Annotated in this window: 19 protein-coding genes; 5 read left to right on the top strand and 14 right to left on the bottom strand. The window is 59.0% G+C overall.

Annotation, left to right across the window (positions count from 1 at the left end):
* Window positions 1-15: 15 nt before the first annotated feature.
* The 6 genes from GV827_RS09920 to GV827_RS09895 all read right to left on the bottom strand — a co-directional run bounded on the left by GV827_RS09920 (window position 16) and on the right by GV827_RS09895 (window position 6,314).
* Window positions 16-897, bottom strand: coding sequence for a homocysteine S-methyltransferase family protein (locus GV827_RS09920; protein ID WP_164353652.1), 882 nt, complete (start codon window positions 895-897; stop codon window positions 16-18).
* Entirely contained in the window at window positions 894-3,341 is a 2,448-nt protein-coding gene (locus GV827_RS09915) for a GcvT family protein (protein ID WP_164353651.1), read from the bottom strand. The genes GV827_RS09920 and GV827_RS09915 overlap by 4 nt, the downstream gene beginning before the upstream one ends.
* A gap of 11 nt (window positions 3,342-3,352) precedes the next feature.
* On the bottom strand, window positions 3,353-3,727 hold the full coding sequence (locus tag GV827_RS09910; RefSeq protein WP_164353650.1) for a GFA family protein: 375 nt from the start codon (window positions 3,725-3,727) through the stop codon (window positions 3,353-3,355).
* Between the two features lies 1 nt (window position 3,728).
* Complete coding sequence (locus tag GV827_RS09905; protein WP_164353649.1) at window positions 3,729-4,349, bottom strand: LysE family translocator; 621 nt, start codon at window positions 4,347-4,349, stop codon at window positions 3,729-3,731.
* A 3-nt stretch (window positions 4,350-4,352) separates the two neighbouring features.
* Window positions 4,353-4,925 (bottom strand): helix-turn-helix domain-containing protein, encoded by a 573-nt coding sequence (locus GV827_RS09900; RefSeq protein WP_164353648.1) that lies wholly within the window; start codon window positions 4,923-4,925, stop codon window positions 4,353-4,355.
* A gap of 216 nt (window positions 4,926-5,141) precedes the next feature.
* On the bottom strand, window positions 5,142-6,314 hold the full coding sequence (locus tag GV827_RS09895) for a thiolase family protein (RefSeq protein ID WP_164353647.1): 1,173 nt from the start codon (window positions 6,312-6,314) through the stop codon (window positions 5,142-5,144).
* Between the two features lie 85 nt (window positions 6,315-6,399).
* On the opposite strand from GV827_RS09895, the gene GV827_RS09890 reads away from it, so the two are divergent.
* Window positions 6,400-6,738 (top strand): STAS domain-containing protein, encoded by a 339-nt coding sequence (locus GV827_RS09890; RefSeq protein ID WP_164353646.1) that lies wholly within the window; start codon window positions 6,400-6,402, stop codon window positions 6,736-6,738.
* The gene (locus GV827_RS09885; RefSeq protein WP_235930313.1) at window positions 6,722-7,231 is read left to right on the top strand and encodes an ATP-binding protein; all 510 of its coding nucleotides are present in this window, start codon (window positions 6,722-6,724) and stop codon (window positions 7,229-7,231) included. The genes GV827_RS09890 and GV827_RS09885 overlap by 17 nt, the downstream gene beginning before the upstream one ends.
* A gap of 303 nt (window positions 7,232-7,534) precedes the next feature.
* On the opposite strand, the gene hspQ is transcribed toward GV827_RS09885, so the two are convergent.
* The gene (gene hspQ / locus GV827_RS09880) at window positions 7,535-7,861 is read right to left on the bottom strand and encodes a heat shock protein HspQ (protein WP_164353645.1); all 327 of its coding nucleotides are present in this window, start codon (window positions 7,859-7,861) and stop codon (window positions 7,535-7,537) included.
* A gap of 85 nt (window positions 7,862-7,946) precedes the next feature.
* On the opposite strand from hspQ, the gene GV827_RS09875 reads away from it, so the two are divergent.
* Both GV827_RS09875 and GV827_RS09870 read left to right on the top strand, forming a co-directional pair.
* Entirely contained in the window at window positions 7,947-8,828 is an 882-nt protein-coding gene (locus GV827_RS09875; protein ID WP_164353644.1) for an AEC family transporter, read from the top strand.
* A 72-nt stretch (window positions 8,829-8,900) separates the two neighbouring features.
* Complete coding sequence (locus GV827_RS09870; RefSeq protein ID WP_164353643.1) at window positions 8,901-9,488, top strand: transglycosylase SLT domain-containing protein; 588 nt, start codon at window positions 8,901-8,903, stop codon at window positions 9,486-9,488.
* Window positions 9,489-9,624: 136 nt separating this feature from the next.
* On the opposite strand, the gene GV827_RS09865 is transcribed toward GV827_RS09870, so the two are convergent.
* The 5 genes from GV827_RS09865 to GV827_RS09845 all read right to left on the bottom strand — a co-directional run bounded on the left by GV827_RS09865 (window position 9,625) and on the right by GV827_RS09845 (window position 16,881).
* A complete protein-coding gene (locus tag GV827_RS09865) occupies window positions 9,625-10,227 on the bottom strand; it encodes a LolA family protein (RefSeq protein ID WP_164353844.1) in 603 nt (200 codons plus the stop codon).
* Window positions 10,228-10,321: 94 nt separating this feature from the next.
* The gene (locus GV827_RS09860) at window positions 10,322-10,939 is read right to left on the bottom strand and encodes a hypothetical protein (protein ID WP_164353642.1); all 618 of its coding nucleotides are present in this window, start codon (window positions 10,937-10,939) and stop codon (window positions 10,322-10,324) included.
* Window positions 10,940-11,340: 401 nt separating this feature from the next.
* A complete protein-coding gene (locus tag GV827_RS09855; RefSeq protein ID WP_164353641.1) occupies window positions 11,341-14,229 on the bottom strand; it encodes a DNA translocase FtsK in 2,889 nt (962 codons plus the stop codon).
* A 17-nt stretch (window positions 14,230-14,246) separates the two neighbouring features.
* Entirely contained in the window at window positions 14,247-15,434 is a 1,188-nt protein-coding gene (locus GV827_RS09850) for an aminotransferase class I/II-fold pyridoxal phosphate-dependent enzyme (RefSeq protein WP_164353640.1), read from the bottom strand.
* Window positions 15,435-15,552: 118 nt separating this feature from the next.
* The gene (locus GV827_RS09845) at window positions 15,553-16,881 is read right to left on the bottom strand and encodes an amidase (protein ID WP_164353639.1); all 1,329 of its coding nucleotides are present in this window, start codon (window positions 16,879-16,881) and stop codon (window positions 15,553-15,555) included.
* Window positions 16,882-16,968: 87 nt separating this feature from the next.
* Here GV827_RS09845 and GV827_RS09840 point away from each other — a divergent pair, with 87 nt between their 5' ends.
* Entirely contained in the window at window positions 16,969-18,195 is a 1,227-nt protein-coding gene (locus GV827_RS09840; protein WP_164353638.1) for an FAD-dependent monooxygenase, read from the top strand.
* On the opposite strand, the gene GV827_RS09835 is transcribed toward GV827_RS09840, so the two are convergent.
* Together GV827_RS09835 and GV827_RS09830 are read right to left on the bottom strand one after the other, a co-directional pair.
* Entirely contained in the window at window positions 18,192-18,344 is a 153-nt protein-coding gene (locus tag GV827_RS09835) for a Trm112 family protein (protein ID WP_204325835.1), read from the bottom strand. The two genes, GV827_RS09840 and GV827_RS09835, sit on opposite strands and share 4 nt — an antisense overlap.
* A 29-nt stretch (window positions 18,345-18,373) precedes the next feature.
* Window positions 18,374-19,018, bottom strand: a complete 645-nt coding sequence (locus GV827_RS09830) for an LON peptidase substrate-binding domain-containing protein (protein WP_164353636.1) — start codon at window positions 19,016-19,018, stop codon at window positions 18,374-18,376.
* Window positions 19,019-19,023 lie beyond the last annotated feature (5 nt).

Raw genomic sequence — 19,023 nt, 5'->3', positions numbered from 1 at the left:
TCGCGCCAAGGCGCGCTAGACAATGGTATGACCAGCCGCGCGCAGGCGACGGGCGATTTCGGCAATATGGGCGGGGCTGACCTCGCAGCAGCCCCCGACGATGGTGGCGCCCTGATCGACCCATGCCATCGCGTGATCGGCATAGGCTTCGGGGGTCATGTCACGGCGTTTTTGCAAGGCATCAACGGTGGGTTTGTCTTTCAGGAAGTCTTCCGTGATCTGCTCAAACGCATTGGCGTAGGCCCCGAAAGGCAGCTTGCCCGCTTTGAAGACGTCAAGGGCCGCCGGGATTGCTTCGGGGGCAGAGCAATTAACCAGGACCGCCGACGCACCCGCTTCGGCGTAGGGCAGCGCGTCGGCCAGAGCTTCGCCAGAGCGCAGCTTGGAGCCGTCGCTGTCCTGAACCGTCAGCGCCAGCCAGACCGGCCTGCCTGAGGCGGAGGCGCCACGCAGGACCGCTTCTGCATGGGTGACCGAGGCCACGGTCTCGCAGATAATCAGATCGCAGGACGGGCCAATCATCTGCGCGATCTCCGCGTAGATCGGCGCAGCGGTGTCTGCGTCTGGGTGCAGATCAGGCCGATAGGATGCGACCAGTGGACCGATGGCCCCAGCGATGCGTTTGGCCCCGCTGACACGTGCCTCAGCCAGCGCCATGGTCAGCAGATCGGCAAAACGGTCCTCAAGCGGTGTGCCCGCCAGCCTGTCGTGATGGACAGCGTAGGTGTTCGTCGTTGCAACGGTCGCCCCGGCTGCGGTGAAATCCCGGTGGACATCAGCCACCAGACCGGGGTGGTCGATCATTACCTGTGTGGACCAGAGCGGCGTCGGCTTGTCGCCTGCCCGGTGGACCAGTTCCTGCCCCATGCCGCCATCAAGAAGGGTGATATCGGTCATGCGCGGATCCGCGCGTTTTCGGGATCCCAAAGCGGTTGATCCGGTTGCACGGTAGCCTTGCAGATCTTGCCAAAGATATTGATCTCGACCTCAGTGCCGGGTTCGGCCAGTTCCGCCCGAACCATGCCAAGCGCGATAGACTTGTCCACCCGGTAGCCCCAATCGCCAGAGGTGGTTTCGCCCACGACCTCGCCATTGTGCCAGACGGTCGACATATACGGCGCGTCCTGATCACCGGCATCGACAATGAGCGTGACAAAACGTTTTTTCACGCCCTGCTGCGTTTCCGCCAAAAGTGCTGCCTTGCCGGGGAAATCCTGTGGCTTGTCCAACTTGACGAACCGGTCGAGGCCCGCTTCGAGCAGGGAGTAGTCCGTGGACAGGTCGCCCTTCCACGCCCGGTAGCCTTTTTCCATCCGCATGGAGTTCAGCGCCCACATGCCGAAGGGCTTGGCCCCCGCACCGACAACCGCATCGTAAAGCGCTGGGATGTTCGCATTGGCAGCATGGATTTCCCAGCCAAGTTCGCCCGCGAAGGATACCCGCGCCAGTGCGCAGTCGACGCCACTGACCTTGGCCGGCTGCAGAGAGAGCCATGAGGCGCTCAGGTCAGCTTCGGTGCCCAACCCCTCGAACAGGTCGCGCGACTTGGGCCCGGTGACAATCAGCGTGGAATATTCCGTCGTGTGGTCGGTCAGCGACAGGCCATCGGGCAGATTGCGCGACAGGATTTCGTAATCATGCCACTGCGCAGTGGCAGCGGTGATCAGAGTGAAGTGATCCTCCCCGTGGCGCATCAGCGACATCTCAGTCAGGATGCGGCCCCGGCTGTCAGGAAAATAGGCCAAGTTCATGCGGCCCACCTTTGGCAAGGCCCCGGCAATGCGGCCACGGAGCCATTCAGCGGCACCCTCACCGCTGAGGTTGAAACGGGAAAAGCCCGGCAGGTCCAGCACGCCCACACTGTCACGCACGGCTTCGACCTCTTCCTTCACGCGCTTGGCCCAGGGGCCATTGCGGTCCCACGTCTGGGTCGATTCCTCGGACGTGTCGTCGCCCTCCTGCGCAAACCAGTTGGCGCGTTCCCAGCCGTTGTAGGCACCCATCTGGCCACCTGCCGCGATGACGCGGTCGTGCACCGGCGACAGTTTCTTGTCACGTCCTGCGGGCCATGCGTGGTGCGGGAAATGCATGGCATATTCGTGGCCGTAGGTTTCCAGCGCCTTGGCAAGGCAGTGATCGTGATCGGTGTAATCGGTGTAGCGACGCGGATCGACGGCCCACATGTCCATCTCGGTCTCGCCGTGCATGATCCATTCCGACAGCACCTTACCCGCGCCACCGCCCTGCGCGATGCCGAAAGTAAAGCAATGCCCCTCGAAGGCATTTCTGACACCCGGCATGGGGCCAACCATCGGCAGGCCATCGGGCGCATAGGGAATGGGGCCGTTGATGTTGCGGCCCACGCCAGCAGTGCCAAGGATCGGCACGCGCGCCATGGCGTCCTCGATGTAGTATTCCAGCCGCTCCAGATCGTCGGGATACAGTTGGAAGCTGAAATCCTCCGGCATTGGATCGTCCGGTGTGACCCAGTGTGCCTTGCAGTTCCGCTCGTACGGGCCAAGGTTCAGGCCACTTTTGTCCTGACGAAGGTAGTAAGAGGTATCGACGTCGCGCAGCAGCGGGACCTTGTGACCCTTCTCCTTGGTCCATGCTTCCAGTTCCGGGATAGGTTCCGTCAGGAAATACTGATGAGACATGGTGACCATCGGAACGGTGCGCCCGCCGAAAGGTTTGAACATCTCGCCCACGCGCTGCGCATAATATCCGGCACAGTTCGCAACATATTCGCAACGGATGTCACCCTTGGGTGTCTTGACGATCCATTCATCGCCATCCCGTTCAATACCAATCGCGGGGCAGAACCGTTCGATCCGCGCGCCCAGATCGCGCGCGCCCTTGGCCATGGCCTGCGTCAGCTGCGCAGGGTCGATATCGCCGTCCAGCGGATCCCAAAGGCCACCGGCCAGATCATGCGTTTCCATGAACGGGTGCATTTCCTTCAGCTCATCAGGCGTACAGATCGTCATCTCAAGCCCCTGATACGCCCCCATCGACGCGACCCGCTCAAATTCCTGCATTCGCTCTTTGGAATGACCCAGACGGATGGAGCCGGTGACATGATAGTTCATCGGGTAATCCACGTCCTCGCCCAGCGTGCGGTACATCGCGGCTGCATAGCGCTGCATGTTCATCACAGCCCAGGAGCCTGCAAAGTTGGGGACGTTACCCGCCGCGTGCCATGTGGAGCCAGCGGTGAGTTCGTTCTTTTCCAGCAGTACGCAGTCGGCCCAGCCCGCCTTGGCCAGATGATAGAGGGTCGAGGTGCCGACTACACCGCCGCCGATGATGACCACGCGGGCCGTTGTTGGGAAATCAGCCATAGGATGCTCCGTTATTGGTCGTGCTGCGGCAGGCCGTCAGCAATGTCGTAATAGTCGCCCTTGTCAGCGACAAAGATGTGTTTTTCCAGATGCAGGCCCGTTGGGCCATCAAGCGCGCCAAGCGCAAAGCTCATCGTGTCTTCGGCGTCGTGCTTCCAAAAAAGGAATGCGCCGAAGGTGGGGCAGAAACCCCGCTTGGCGCTGTCGCTTGAGCGGTACCAGCGGGGGTCGCCGCTGATTTGGATGTCTGTCACCGGCGCGAATGCAGACGCCCAGACGTGGCCCGACTGCTTGCGACACTGGCCACAGTGACAGTTTGAGGCCCCTTTCCAGTTGCCCCTCACGTCGAACCGGATGGCCTTGCAGTTACAGCTTCCCTCAAGCATTTCAGGCCCTCACCGGTGTTGCGGCACTGCCCAAGAGCATCCCGTAACCAATAAAACAAATCGACATGACCCGCCGAAACCAGACGTTGAAAACCGCGCCAAGGGCCGCGTGGCCAATCCCCGCCCCCAGAGCGGTGAAAGTAGAATAACTCAACGCAGTGATGGTGAGCGCTGTTGGCACGATAATGCCCATCTGCTGCCAGATCGGCACGTCGGGCTGCACGAATTGCGAAAAGGCGGCAAGGTATCCCGCGACGCTTTTCGGATTGATCGTCGCTATGGCGAATGCGTGCAAATAGATGCTGCGGGCTGGCCGTTCATTTACCACCGGCGGTGTCTTGGACATGATCCAGCCGCGGACGCCGAGATAGATCAGGAACCCTGCCCCGATGTACTTGGCAATGGTGAACGCCGTTTCAGACGCAGCGATAAGCGCCGTGACACCAAAGGCAGAAAGCAGCAGGAACAACGAGGCCTGCGTCAGGATCGCCAGCACGCCAATCAAAGACTTGCGGAAACCCAACGTCATGCCGTTGGTGATGCAATTGACTGCATTGGGCCCCGGCGTGGTGACGAAAACCACCCAGAACAGCGCGAATATCAGCCAGGCGTCAAAGCTCATGGCTTAGTACACCGGCGGGGCGATGACCCAGATGGCCACGGCGGGTCCATCAAAGGGGTTGGACCAACGAAAAGGTTCTCCTCGGATACGGAAGCTGTCACCGGGATTGATCAGGTGGGTCAGCCCTGCGATTTCAATTTCCAGTTTTCCAGACAGGACATAGCCCACCTCCTGAGTCGGGCGTGTCACCGCCTCCTTGATGCGGCTGCGCGGTTGAAAGGTGGAATGCACCATCTCGAAATCATCCGTCAGGTCCGGCGAGAGCAGTTCCTCGACCAGACCGGCCATATGTGAGCCAATGGTTCGGCGCGCGTCGCGGCGCACGACGTGACCTGCCTCATGCGCGGGGGCTGCTGCGTGCCGGAACAACATTGAGATCGACACATCAAGCGCCGCCGCAATATGGCGCAGGTCGGTGATGGATGGTTCGGAAATGTCCCGTTCGACCTGACTGAGCCAGCCAACGGACCTACCAAGCGTATCCGCCATGTCGATCAGCGTGAGGCCCCTGCTTTTGCGCAGCGCCCGCAGATCCGCGCCAAGCGTGGTTGGTCCATCTGGTCTGCTGTGCTGCATGGCAGGTCCGTGAAATTCTATCCCTGAATTTCACTCTGATCGAGTCGCGTGAAAAAATCCAGAATTATTTCACGTGTATTTGGATGACCTGATCTGCTTTCCTGACGTTTTCTGGATGACGGGGGAGATGATCACCTCTGACGACGCAGCAGGAGGCGCCTTGCCTCCTGCTGATCCACCCAGTGCAACAGGCAAATCAGGTGCCTGCCAAAGGGATCAGACCCTTTCGATGGCAATCGCCGTGCCTTCACCGCCGCCGATGCAGATCGCCGCGACACCGCGTTTGAGGTTGCGCTTTTCCAGCGCGTTCAGCAGCGTGACCATGATCCGCGCGCCCGATGCGCCGATAGGGTGGCCCAGCGCGCAGGCACCGCCGTTCACGTTAACGATGTCATGGGACAGACCCATCTCATGCATGAAGGCCATGGGGACCACGGCAAAAGCCTCGTTCACCTCCCAAAGATCCACGTCTTCTGTGGCCCAGCCGATACGCTCCAGCAACTTTCGTGCGGCAGGGACGGGGGCTGTGGTGAACAAGCCCGGTGCCTGCGCGTGGCTTGCATGGCCGATAATCCGGGCACGGATATTCAGACCCTGCTCTTTCGCCGCCTCTTCGGAGGCCAACACGAGGGCTGCGGCGCCGTCCGAAATGGAGGAAGAGTTCGCCGCCGTTACTGTACCGCCTTCGCGGAAAGCGGGCTTTAGATTTGGAATCTTGTCGGGGCGTGCTGAGGCCGGTTGTTCATCCGCTGAAACGGTCACGGACCCTTTGCGCGACTTCACCTCGAAAGGCGCGATCTCTTGCGCGAACGCGCCGCTTTCCTGCGCCTCAAGCGCGCGCGAAAGCGATCTGAGAGCATATTCATCCTGCTTTTCGCGTGTGAATTGGTAGGTCTCGGCGCAATCCTCGGCAAAGGTGCCCATCAGGCGGCCCTTGTCATAGGCGTCCTCCAGACCATCAAGAAACATATGGTCAATCACCTGCGCATGACCCAATCGCGCGCCTCCGCGCATTTTGGGCAGGACGTAAGGTGCGTTGGTCATGCTTTCCATGCCGCCGGCGACCATGACGTCCGTGTGGCCCAGCGCGATCTGATCGAATCCCACCATCGCGGCCTTCATCCCGGACCCGCACATTTTGTTTAGCGTGGTCGCGGGCACGTCCTCACCCAGACCGGCGGCGAAACCGGCCTGCCGCGCCGGTGCCTGCCCTTGGCCTGCCGGCAGAACACAGCCCATGAGAACTTCCTGAACCGTTGCAGGACCGGCGTTCTCAAGCGCGGCACGGATAGCCGCACCGCCAAGCTCAGCAGCCTTGACGCCTTCGAACGCCCCTTGGAATCCCCCCATCGGGGTCCGCGCCGCACCAGCAATTACCACGTTTCGCATATCCATCTCCATTCATCAGACCGCTTATCTCTTGGTAAGCATTTTACCCTATGCCGAACAATCACCAAGCTTGCGGGGTCTGTTTATGGAAATGTCCGTCAGAACAGAAGGGGATATCTGTATCGTCACCGTGCAGGAGCAACGCATCGATGCGCCAGTGGCCGTTGCCTTTAAGGACGCGTTGCGAACGCAAACAGCAGTTGCGCCACCGCAGGTGATCCTTAACCTGAGTGAAGTCGACTTTATCGATTCCAGCGGTCTGGGTGCCATCGTGGCAGCAATGAAGAACCTCGCACCGGAACGCACGCTGCATCTGGCCGGGCTTACCCCGATGGTTGACAAGGTGTTTCGGCTGACCCGAATGGATAGTGTGTTCCAGATCTTCCCGACGTTAGAGGACGCAGTGGATGCCCAACGGGTCTGACCCGAACATCGTGGTCCAATCTATCATGGATCTGTCGCTGGATGGGTTGCCCAACTTTGACGTCAGCGTGCGCAGCGGTGAATTTGCCATTCGTGACGCACTTGAAGAGGTCATTGCGGCGCTTGGCGCATTCCACCTTGATCTGGAGCAGGCCGGCACAGTCCAAATCATTCTTGCCGAAGTTCTGAACAACATCCTTGAACATGCCTATCCTCCTATCGGTCCTGTCGGCCCCATCCATATCCGGTGCGCGCGCAGCCAGGACGGGCTGCTGGATATCAAGGACAACGGCCGCGCCATGCCCGACGGCAAAGCGCCAGTCGGCTGCCCAAAACCGGTAGATGTGGCGATCGTCGATCTGCCCGAAGGGGGATTTGGCTGGTTTCTGATCAAGGACCTGACCCATGACGTTGAGTATCGGCGCGTCGGGCAGGAAAACCAGTTGAGATTGCGCATTGCTTTTGGGGCAACAGGCCGGGCTGATCCAGAATAAGCGCGCATTCGCTTCAAGATGTCAGCGCGTTGCAGAGCAGTCGGTAAGATTTACCGCTTCGTCTTTACTCAATTAACCATGCCGCATTTCTGCCGCCAACTTTCGCACAATGGCCCAGACCTCATCACATTTGCGCCTTGGTCAGAAAGCATACCAGTGGCTGTAGCTGCATATGGCTTCCGTCGGCACCGCGTTTAATAGCCCCCACCCAGTGCGCGGTGTCGACGACTTTCTTTTCCAAGAAATTGAAAACCATATAACCCACGGACGCGTTGCGCCTTGACAGGCAGCTGATTTCAGCCGTCAGTTCAGTTGGAAATGCAGGGGATAGGCGCCATCGGTGAAGGGCCCGAAAAGATCTGGAATATCAGGATGATCCACCGGTTCGCCGGAATAATCCGCGACCAGGTTCTGCTCTGACACATAGGCCACGTAGTAGCTTTGGTCATTCTCGGCCAACAGGTGATAAAACGGCTGATCCTTTACAGGACGGCTGTCTTCGGGGATCGCCTCGTACCATTCTTCCGTGTTTGCAAATTCAGGATCGACGTCAAAAATCACCCCACGAAAAGGGTGTTTCTTGTGCCGGACGACCTGGCCGAGATGATATTTTGCACGTGTGCGTAGCATAACATTGCAGCCCCTACCTTTCGTTAGTACTCGGTTCAAGGGGGTTTTGTCCAATCACGTCCCGCGAAATGAAGGAAACAGACTGTTGACCCTTGTTCTGACGGTATTGGAAATCGTGGCCCCGGTGTTTTTGTTGGCTGCCGTTGGGTTTGGTTGGGTCAAGCTGGGGTTTGAATACCGCCTGCAGTTTGTCACGCGGCTTGCCATGACCCTTGCCGTGCCCTGTCTGATCTTTACCGCGCTGGTGAACACCACGCTTGATCCGGCCGCCTTGACCACACTGACGCTGGCCAGCCTTGTCGCCTATGCCGCCGTGTCAGGGATCGTGCTGGTGCTTGTCCGGGTGGCCCGCCTGAACCAAAGCACTTATGCCGCGCCGCTGATCTTTGGGAATACGGGCAATCTGGGCCTGCCGCTTGCCCTCTTTGCCTTTGGCGAGGTCGGACTGGAATATGCTGTCGTGGTTTTTGCGGTGATGGCGCTTTTGTCATTCACCTATGGCATCTGGCTGGTTGCCGGGGCCGGATCCTTCACCAAGGCCCTGAAAGAACCGCTTATGTGGGCTACGGTGCTGGGCGCAGTGTTCCTTTGGCAGGACTGGAAGCTGCCCACGTTTCTGGACAATACGCTGGGTCTGATTGGGCAGATGGCTATCCCCTTGATGCTGATCACCCTTGGGGTTGCCGTTGCGCGCCTGTCGCCGGGCGGCATTGGTCGCGCCATGGTGCTGTCGCTGGTCAAGCTGGCAATCTGTATCGGTTGTGCATGGGTTGCGGCGGATTGGTTCGCGCTCGACAAAGCAGCCTTTGGCATTCTGGTGTTGCAGGTGGCGACGCCGGTGGCGGTCACCTCGTACATGCTGGCCGAGAAATACGGCGCCGACGCGCAGTCCGTCGCCGGGCTTGTCGTTGTCTCGACACTGATGTCTATCGGCGCGTTGCCGCTGCTTTTGGCCGTGCTGCTTTGAAAAATGTGATGTGACGCGGGCGAAAAATCCGCTAAACTGCACAAAAATATAAAAAGACAAAGCGAGAGGCAGATGAGCAAAACCCTTCGCGCCCTGATAATTGTATTGCTGGTGGCCTCCTGCGGTGGTGGACAGTCGTCTGCGCCGCGCAATCTGGACAACGCCTGCTCAATTCTCAAAGAGCGCCCGCAGTATCTGAAGGCATTCCGCAAGGTTGAACGTAAGTGGGGCGTGCCGATGCACGTAATGATGGCCACGATCCATCAGGAGAGCAAATTCGTCGCTGACGCCCGAACCCCTTTTAAGTATGTGTTGGGGGTGATCCCGATGGGACGTCAATCCAGCGCCTATGGCTACAGTCAGGCGTTGGATGGCACTTGGGAAGAATACCGCAAGGACCAGAATCGCCGCGCGGCGCGACGCAACCGGATTAACGATGCCACCGATTTCATGGGCTGGTATTTCAACCAGACGCGCGAACGTAACGGTGTATCGCTTGCCGACGCCCGCAACCAGTATCTGGCCTATCACGAGGGGCACACCGGATTCTCGCGCGGAACCTACAATCGCAAGGCGTGGTTGGTCGGCGTGGCAGCCAAGGTTGACGCCCGCTCGTCCATGTACCGCGATCAGATCAACGGATGTCGCCTGCGGCGCTGATCAGCCTGCAGGTTGGGTGCTTGTCTGATGAACGGTCCAGCTTTGGCCAGATCATCATGACGCCCTGCAAAAACGTCATGAATTTGATCACCCGACTGCCGCAGCATGGGGCGTTCAGTGCGTTTTCTCCCCGGCCTTAGCGGTTCGCTTGACCGGGGCTTCCGACATCGAACAGGCTGTTGGGCAGGTTTGCGCCCTCTTGCAGATCCCCCAACACAATTGTCGTCTGGGACCCATTGCCATCGTTGATCACCCACTGGCGCAGCTCAACGGGATTGCCCGTGAATTTCAGCTGGATGTTGCCGTATTCGGGGTTCTGCGGGTCCTGCGCGGTGACGACCGTGGCCGTGCCGTCAAAACGGTGGCCCGTCACCATGTTCGCGGCACCAAGGTTCACGTTGCGCGCCAGGATGATCGACAGCGGCGTACGTGACAGCGGATAGCTTTCTGCTGGCTGGTTCGATTTCTTGTCATAGATCACGACCGTGTTGCTGCCGGCCACGACCAGCGCGCTTTCAGGCGGGTTATATTCGAACCGTACCTTACCGGGGCGCTTGATATAAATCGTGCCCGTGCTGATAGAGCCATCGTCGTTGATCTGGGTGAACTCTCCCTTGGCCGTCTGGAGCTTGTTGAGATACGCGGAGATATCGTTCAACGGCAGCTTTTGCGCTGCAGCCGCCAGAGGAAGAAAGATCGCCATGCCAAGGCCAAGGATGGCAGACCGGAAGAAACGCATGATGTTTACCTGTATGTCATTGCTGATCACGACATAAGGCGTCCGGGGTTGATATGCGATATCAAGCCGCGGATTTTCGCGCATTGCACAAAGGTCAGGCCGCAACCTTCAGCTTCATCACCTCTTTGCGAAGCTTCTCGGCCTCTTTTACCTCTTTCTTCATTTCCTTGATGGCTTTCTGAAGCATCCGCTTGGCCCGGATCACGGCATCGTTCGCCTTTGTCACATCCGCGATCCACGCAAACACCAGCTGAAGGACCTTTTTAAAGGAATTCACGATGCCCAGAAGTGTCCCCATCACATCCAGTTGTTTCACCAATTGCGCGATCTCGCCGAAAATTTCTCTCAGCATCTTCACATAGCGGGTGAACAGTTTTTTCAGCGTGCCGATGATCTTGTTCGGATCGGAAGCTTTCTTGATCAGGTCGATGATCTTTCTGCCCAGCTTCATGGCTGCCTTGATCAGTTGCGGAATCTTGCTGATAAGCTGTTCGACCAGCTTTCCGGCAGCCATGACCTTGTCAACCACCGCTTTGCCCACGGTCATGGCCAGTTTTGCGGCCGCTTTCGTGACCTTGGTGATGAAAGCCACCAAGGATTTCAGATAGGATGCCACCTTCTTGAAAACGGTCTTCCACAAATGCTGTAACCGTGTCTGATACCTTTGGGTCGCGTCCAGAAATTTCTTTGTCGGGTCGTTGTCTTCTGCCATGGCAGGGTCCTTTTCGCACTGATCTGCAGGATCAGGATGTGCCGACGGGTCCGCGTCTTACTGTGACGTTCAGTTCCAAAACTGCTGGCACGTCTGTCCTTCAATCACTTGATCGTTGAAATAATCGTTTTAAAATATTGCAGGCCAAAATGGCCCCACCCGCCCCTTAGGGCCGCTGAATATGGGCCTTGTGACAGGTCGCAGAGTGGGATTGCACCGGCAGCCTAGGGCATTTCTGCACCTTCCGTCCAGAATTTTGAGCATTCGTCAGCCGGGCCATTGGTATCCCGAACAGACTGTTACGGTCCTTTTGCCGACTCGAAACCAAACGAAAAACACCGCCGGGAGAGAGAAGCCCGGCGGTGCCATGGTGCCTTGGAACCTGACCCTTGGAGGTAAGCCTAGCCTTGTTCTGGCACGAGTATTTCGCGTTTGCCGACGTGGTTTGCGGGTGACACAAGACCCTGATCTTCCATCTGCTCCACCAGTCGCGCCGCCTTGTTGTATCCGATCGCAAGTTTACGTTGGATGTAAGAGGTGGAACATTTGCGGTCTTTGATAACCACCGCGACCGCCTGATCATAAAGCGCGTCTTCGCCGTCAGTATTGCCACCCAGCCCCAGCACAGCATCGATGCTCGCTTCGGAGTCCTCTGCCGGTCCTTCGACCACACCAGAGACGTAATCCGGCTCTCCGAACTGCTTGAGGTGGTTGACGATTTCCTCGACCTCTTCATCGCTGACGAAAGGTCCGTGGCAGCGGGTGATCTTGGCGCCGCCAGCCATGTAAAGCATGTCACCCATACCAAGCAGTTGTTCGGCTCCCATCTCGCCAAGGATCGTGCGGCTGTCGATCTTGGAGGTTACCTGGAAGGAAATCCGCGTCGGGAAGTTCGCCTTGATCGTACCGGTGATCACATCAACGGAAGGTCGCTGTGTCGCCATGATCAGATGAATGCCAGAGGCACGCGCCATCTGTGCCAGACGCTGGATACAAGCCTCGATCTCTTTGCCAGCGACCATCATCAGGTCTGCCATCTCGTCCACGATCACGACGATATAGGGGAGCGCCTCGGGGGTGTTCTCTTCGGTCTCGAAAATCGGCTCGCCGGTATCCTCGTCGAAACCGGTTTGAACGGTGCGGCTGAACATCTCGCCCTTGGCCAATGCCTCGCGCACACGACCGTTAAAACCCTCGATGTTCCGCACGCCCATCTTGGACATCTTGCGATACCGTTCTTCCATCTCGCCCACGACCCATTTGAGGGCTACGACCGCCTTCTTGGGGTCTGTCACCACCGGCGACAGCAGGTGCGGGATGCCGTCATAGACGGAAAGTTCCAGCATCTTGGGGTCGATCATGATCAACCGACATTCCTGGGGCGTCAGCTTGTAAAGCAAGCTCAGGATCATCGTGTTGATCGCAACGGATTTACCGGAGCCGGTGGTCCCCGCAATCAGCAGGTGAGGCATCTTGGCAAGGTTCGCGACCACCGGATCGCCGCCGATGTCCTTGCCCAGCGCCAGCGGGAGCCGCATGTTGCTGTCGCCAAAATCTCGGGCTGACAGAATCTCACGCAGGACAACCTTTTCGCGGTTCTCATTTGGCAGTTCGATACCGATGACGCTGCGGCCCGGCACGGTTGAGACACGCGCAGAGAGGGCTGCCATCGAACGGGCGATATCATCGGCAAGACCAATGACACGGGACGCCTTGAGGCCCGGTGCGGGCTCAAGCTCGTACATGGTCACCACCGGGCCGGGGCGGACGGCGACGATCTCGCCCTTCACGCCGTAATCATCCAGCACCGATTCCAACATGCGCGCATTTTCTTCCAACGCTTCATCGCTCAGGTGCAGTCGCTGAATTTCCTCAGGGTTTTCCAGGAGGTTAAGTGGAGGCAATTCAAAGCCGGGGTGGGTCTCTTCGAAGCTGAGTGTCGGTTGCGCCTCTGCCTTGGCTTGTTTGGACGGTTGAACAGGCTTGCGTGTCGGTTGCTGCACGATGTTGCGCGGTTCGGCCACGGGGATGGGCGGCACTTCGGGCGCGGGTGCTTCCTGCAATGGCAGGGCTGCTTCCTGTGACGTGGCTGGCGGCACTGCGACAGCCGCAGGTGCCACAGTATCGATGGAAAGCTTCGTTGCGGTTACAGGAGGCACCGTTCGCGCAGACGCGGTAAGCGGCGGTTCAGGCTTGAGCTGCGTTTGCGGTGCGCTGTTCAAAAGCAGCGCATCGGGACCGCGGCCGCGCCCTTTGGTCAAGGGTGCTGTGGTTGCGGTATGTACGGCGGTCGTGCTGCGCACGCGGTTCTTGATGACATCAGCGATCTTGGACTTGATGCGGTCCTCACCCGGCATGTCGTCAAGGACGACATCGCTGTAATGCTCTACAAGTTCCGGTTCGGGCATCTGTTCGGGCCGTTTGATCAGTCCGGGCATCCGTGCCAAAAGCCCGGTCTTCTGATCCGGAGCCTCAGCCGTCAACATAAGCTCTGGCGGCAGTGCGGGTGCAGTTGGCGTTGTCATCACCGGCTGGCTGGCTTCAAACGCGGCCTGCTCCTCGGCTGCAATGCGGTTGCGCTCGCGACGCTCGGCCTGACGGATGTGCAGCTTCTGACCTGCGTGGACAGCACCGCTGACACTGCGGCCCAGTGCCGCCATGACAAGCGCATAGGCCATGATCACACCAACCAGAAGGAAGCGCCCGATACGGGCAAGCTCCACCTTGGTGAAGCCCAGCACGAAAGCACCCAGTGCCAAGATACCAACGCCCATTACCAGCGACATCAACTTGACCGTGAAGGTGGAGCCAATGGGCAGGATCGTCAGGATCGCCCCCATGACGGTGTCGCCAAAAAGGCCCCCCAAACCAAAGCTGTGTGTTTGCAGCCACTCCGGCCCCGGCGCGAGGGTCGCTGCATAGATTGAGCCAAGTGCCAAGGCAATCGGTGCAAAGATCAGGCGCCCCACGGCACGATCCTGCCCCATGTGCAGTGCAAAACGCACGCCCCAGACCAGCAGGACAATGGCCACGCCCCAAGCGCCCCAGCCCACGATCATGAACAGCGGTGCCGCGATGGACGCACCCATCCGGCCCATCCAGTTCTGCACGGGGGCATCCGTGGACACCATCCAGTTGGGATCGTCTGGCGTATAGCTTCCGATCATCATCGCAGCCATCACACCGAATAGGATCAGCACCAGACCCAGCAGTTCCTTGCCGCGTTTCTCGATGGCTTCAGCCATGTTGCTGTCCAGCAATGGATCGCGCCCGCGTGTCTGATATGCCATGCTTTCGTCCCTCTTACTCATGCCGGATAAAGACAGTCGCGGATCAGCTCCAATCCGCGTTCCGTTTCATCCGCAGGCGCGACCAGCGCCACTCTTATGTATTTCTTGCCGGGGTTTTCCTGCCCCGGTACGTCCTGCGCCAGATACCCGCCGGGCAGCACCTTGACGCCTGTCTCGCGCCACAGCTTCACTGCCGCTTCTTCATCATCCTCGACCGGCAGCCAGAGGAAGAATCCGGCGTCCGGACTGACATAGCCCGGCACGTTGCCAAGGATGCGGTCGGCGATCTGGTATTTCTCCAGATAGAGACGGCGGTTTTCCTTGACGTGTTCCTCGTCGGTCCAGACAGCGGCAGCGGCCTGCTGCAACGGCAGCGGCAGCGGTGCACCGGCATAATTGCGCAGCTGCTTGATCTCGCGGATGGTATCAGGACCGGACGCCACGAAACCGGAACGCAGTCCCGGCAGGTTCGACCGTTTGCTGAGCGAATGGAAAATCACCACCCGGTTGCGATCCGTGCCCAGTTCCTCGGCCACTTCCATCGCACCGGGGGGCGGCGTGTCGCGGTAGATCTCGGAGTAACACTCATCGGCAAAAATAAAGAAATCGTACTTCTCGGCCAGCGCGATCAGCTTCGCCCAGTAATCACGATCAGCCACGGCCCCTTGCGGATTGGCGGGCGAACAGATGTAGGTAGCGACTGTTCGGCGCAACACATCTTCGGGCACGTTTTCGAAGTCCGGCAGATGACCTGTCTCAGCCGTGGCATTCACCATGATCGGATCGGCAGCGCCGGAAATTGCGGCGATCATATAGACCTGATAAAAGGGGTTCGGCATCAGCACGGCGGGTTTTTCGCCATGCTTCGTCTCAGGACACAGCGCGATGACCGCGTTATAGAGCCCCTCGCGCGTGCCGTTCAGCGCCATAACCTCTGTTTCGGCATCCATCTCGACCCCGTAGCGCCGCTTGATCCAGCCCGCGATGGCAGACTTGAGTTCAGGAGAGCCATCGTTCGGCGGATACTTGTTAAACCCAGCGGCGTTTTGCGTGATGACATCAGTAACCCAAGCCGGAAACGCATGTTTCGGCTCGCCAATTGTCATCTGGATCAGCGGGCCACCGCCCTCATGCACGTCTAAAAGAGCGCGCAGGCGCGGCCAAGCATGAGCCGGAAGGTTCGAAAACCGCTCTGGGTACACCATCTAAAACTGCCTCGGATCGGGATCGTTATCGCCCCGTTTCTTTCAAAGTACCCAAGCGCCCGGTCGCCGTCCAGAAAAACCGGAACGCAAACAGGGGTTTGTGGCATTTAGGCCAATCTCAGCGCAGCGCTTCCTCTGCCGCAATCCCCAGACGAAGAAGGTGTTCTTCCATATTTGGTGGGCAAAGCATCATCAAACCACAAGAAGGCGTGTCCGTAGGAAGTGTGAGGCCGCACAGCCCCATCAGATTACCAATCCGGGTATTACGCAGCGCCAGCAAATTCTCTGTCAGATAGAAGTCGTGATCTTCTTCCAACCGCGCCAGATCGGGCGGCAAGATTGGAGCTGTGGGGGCCAGGACTGCATCATAACCAGCGGTGGCGGCATCATAGGCCGCTCGCAAGGCATCCAGCTTGGCCCAGGCGGCTACGTAATCCGGGCCAGTGTGGTTCTTGCCCAACCGGAAACGCATCAGGATTTCTTCGTACATCCTGTCCGGGTTCGCTTCGATCACGTCGCGCCACAGGCCGTAGGCTTCGGTCGTGAACAGGCTGGTGGCCAATGTCATGGCTTCGGCCACTTCCGGAACCTCGATCTCCTCAACCTCAGCTCCAGCATTGCGCAGTTTTTCCACTGCGGCCTCGAACGCCAGGCGCGGTTCATCGCGGATGTCCTCAAGCGCAACGGTCCTCAGCATGCCAAAGCGACGCCCTTTAAGATCGGCGTGGCGCAGGTCAGCCGGTGTGCCGCCTTCGAGGATCGCCATCAGAATGCCCGCGTCTTCCACGGATCGGCACAGCGGACCGACAGTGTCGAATTTCAAGGCCAGAGGCACAACACCTTCAAGCGAGAGCCGTCCAGAAGTGGTCTTGAGGCCGACGAGGTCATTCCACGCTGAAGGAATACGCACGGACCCGCCCGTATCCGTTCCAATGCCAGCCGCCGCCAGATTGAACGCAACCGACGCTGCCGCACCGGAGGACGACCCCCCAGATACTGCCGCTTCATTGTTCACGCATGGTGGCGTCGCTGTGCTGGGGTTGTGACCCAACCCCGAAAACGCCAGTTCGCTCATATGTGTCTTGCCCAGACAGACAAGCCCGGCGGCGGTTGCATTGACCAGCACCGCGGCATCGTGGTCGGGCACCCGCCCTTCCAGCAGCTTCGATCCGGCTTCGGTCACGGTACCAGCCGTGTCGAAAAGGTCTTTCCACGAGATCGGAACACCGTCCAAGGGCGACAAGCGATATCCGGACGCCGCCCGCTCCGCTGCCGCTTTGGCCTCTGCCAAGGCACGATCAGCCGTGACACGGGCATATATCCGGTCCTTGAGCGGATGTGCATCAATGGCATCCAGATAGGTCTGGCAAAGCGCGACCGGATCAATCTTGCCTTCGCCAATCCCGCGCCCCAGGTCTGCCGCTGTCATTGTCAGCCACTCTTGCATGGCGCACCCCCTCTTTAATGATTTGACCGGAAGGTAGCGACGCTTGCGCACATGGACAATCCCTGCCCTGCAACCATATTGAGGGGCATGAAATTTGATACCGATATCGCGATCATTGGCGGCGGGCTGAATGGCACCGCCTTGGCACTTGCGCTTGCCCAAACAGGTCAGTCCATCACGTTGATCGACGCGCTGGCAGACAAGGTGCGCAAGGATGCTGGCTTTGACGGGCGGTCCTATGCGCTGGCACTGACCTCGACCCGGTTGCTGGAGGGTATCGGCATTTGGGGCGACCTGATCGACAACGCCCAGCCGATGCTTGAGATCAAGGTCACCGACGGGCGTGCAGGCGACGGGCCGGCACCGATGTTCATGCACTTTGATCATGCCGAGATCGAAGAAGGCCCGATGGGGTATATGGTTGAAGACCGGCACTTGCGTCGGGTTCTGCTGGAGGCGGTAGAGAGCTGTCAAAACATCACCCGCATGGACGGTGAAAAGGTGATCGCGCAAGAGGTGGATGCGGCAGGAATTACCATGACACTTGCATCCGGGAAGAGCTTGCGCGCAAAACTTGCGGTGGGCGCCGATGGCCGTGGCACGGGCACCGGTGCCCGTGCGGGGATCAAACGGATCGAATGGGGATACGGGCAGACAGCGCTGGTCTGTGCGATTGAACATGAGCTGCCACACCACGGCGTGGCACATCAGTTCTTCATGCCGCCGGGGCCGCTGGCCATCCTGCCGCTGACCGGCAACAGGTCGTCAATCGTCTGGAGCGAGACGACAGCCAACGCAGCCCAGATCAATGCGCTGCCTGATGAGGCCTATCTCGACGTGCTGCGCCCTCGTTTCGGCAGCTTTTTGGGCGACATCAAACTGGCGGGTGCACGCTATACCTACCCCTTGGGACTTTCGCTTGCGCATGAGATGGTCGCGCCCCGCGTGGCACTTTTGGGCGATGCTGCGCATGGGGTGCATCCGATTGCAGGTCAGGGACTGAACGCAGGGCTGCGCGATGTGGCGGCATTGGCCGAGGTGATCGCGGACGCGGCACGCCGGGGCGAGGACGTGGGTTCTGACGCCGCTCTGCTGCGCTATCAGGAGTGGCGGCGGTTCGATAATGCGACGCTGGCGCTTGCCACGGATAGCTTCAACAGGCTGTTCTCAAATAATAACCCGCTTGTCCGCATGGCACGAGACATCGGTATGGCTGCGGTAAATGCATTGCCGGGCTTGCGCCGGGGCTTCATTCGCGAAGCGGCGGGTCTGACCGGTGATCTGCCCCGCCTGATGCAGGGCAAAGCGCTTTAATCGAGCCGCCGCGCCTCATCCACCAGCATCACCGGGATGCCATTGCGGATCGGATAGGCAAGCCCGGCGGCCTTTGACACCAGTTCTTGCCTTTCGGCATCGTAGCTCAGCGTCGTTTGCGTGCGCGGACAGATCAGCGCCTCAAGCATTCGGCGGTCAAACTGTACTTCGGTATCGCTCACTGCATCATTCCTTCGTCCTGACCGCCGCGCATGGCGTATTCTATCAGGGTCACCAATGTCTCGCGCCGGGTTTCAAGCGAAGGTGCCTCAAGCAACGCCTGCTTATCTTCGGCTTCAAAATCCAGCATCATGGATAGCGAATTGATCAGCAACTCATCATCCGCTTCCTTGAGCGTGCCCCAATCGGCCGATAGGCCGCGCGTTTCAAAGTAGCGGCCCAGCAGATTGAGGAAGCTTTTGCGCTGAAAGCCATTGTCAGCCTCGTCCTTGCCCAGATCTCTTTCGAAGCCTTCCCAGTTTACTTCGCACCGGCGGTAAGGCGTGAAACCTTCGATTTCTTTCACGACACGGAACCGCGACACGCCACCAAGGGTGATCATGTAACGGCCATCCTCTGTCTCGGAAAACTGAGTGATGCGTCCGGCACAGCCGATGGTGTGCAGGCCGTGGCCGTCTCGTCCCAGAACCGTGTTGGGCTGCACCATCCCGATAAGCCGTGCGTCGGTCTTAAGCGCATCTTCAATCATCTGAAGGTAACGCGGTTCAAAAATATGCAATGGCAGCCGCGAACGCGGCAGCAACAATGCTCCCGCCAGCGGAAATATCGCGATTGTATCTGGCAGGTCTGTTGGCTTGATCATGAAAG

This window comes from Sulfitobacter sediminilitoris, from assembly GCF_010667575.1.
Taxonomy (GTDB): Bacteria; Pseudomonadota; Alphaproteobacteria; order Rhodobacterales; family Rhodobacteraceae; genus Sulfitobacter; species Sulfitobacter sediminilitoris.
Note: the sequence above shows the minus strand (reverse complement) of the source record. Positions and strands in the feature narration are given on the sequence as shown.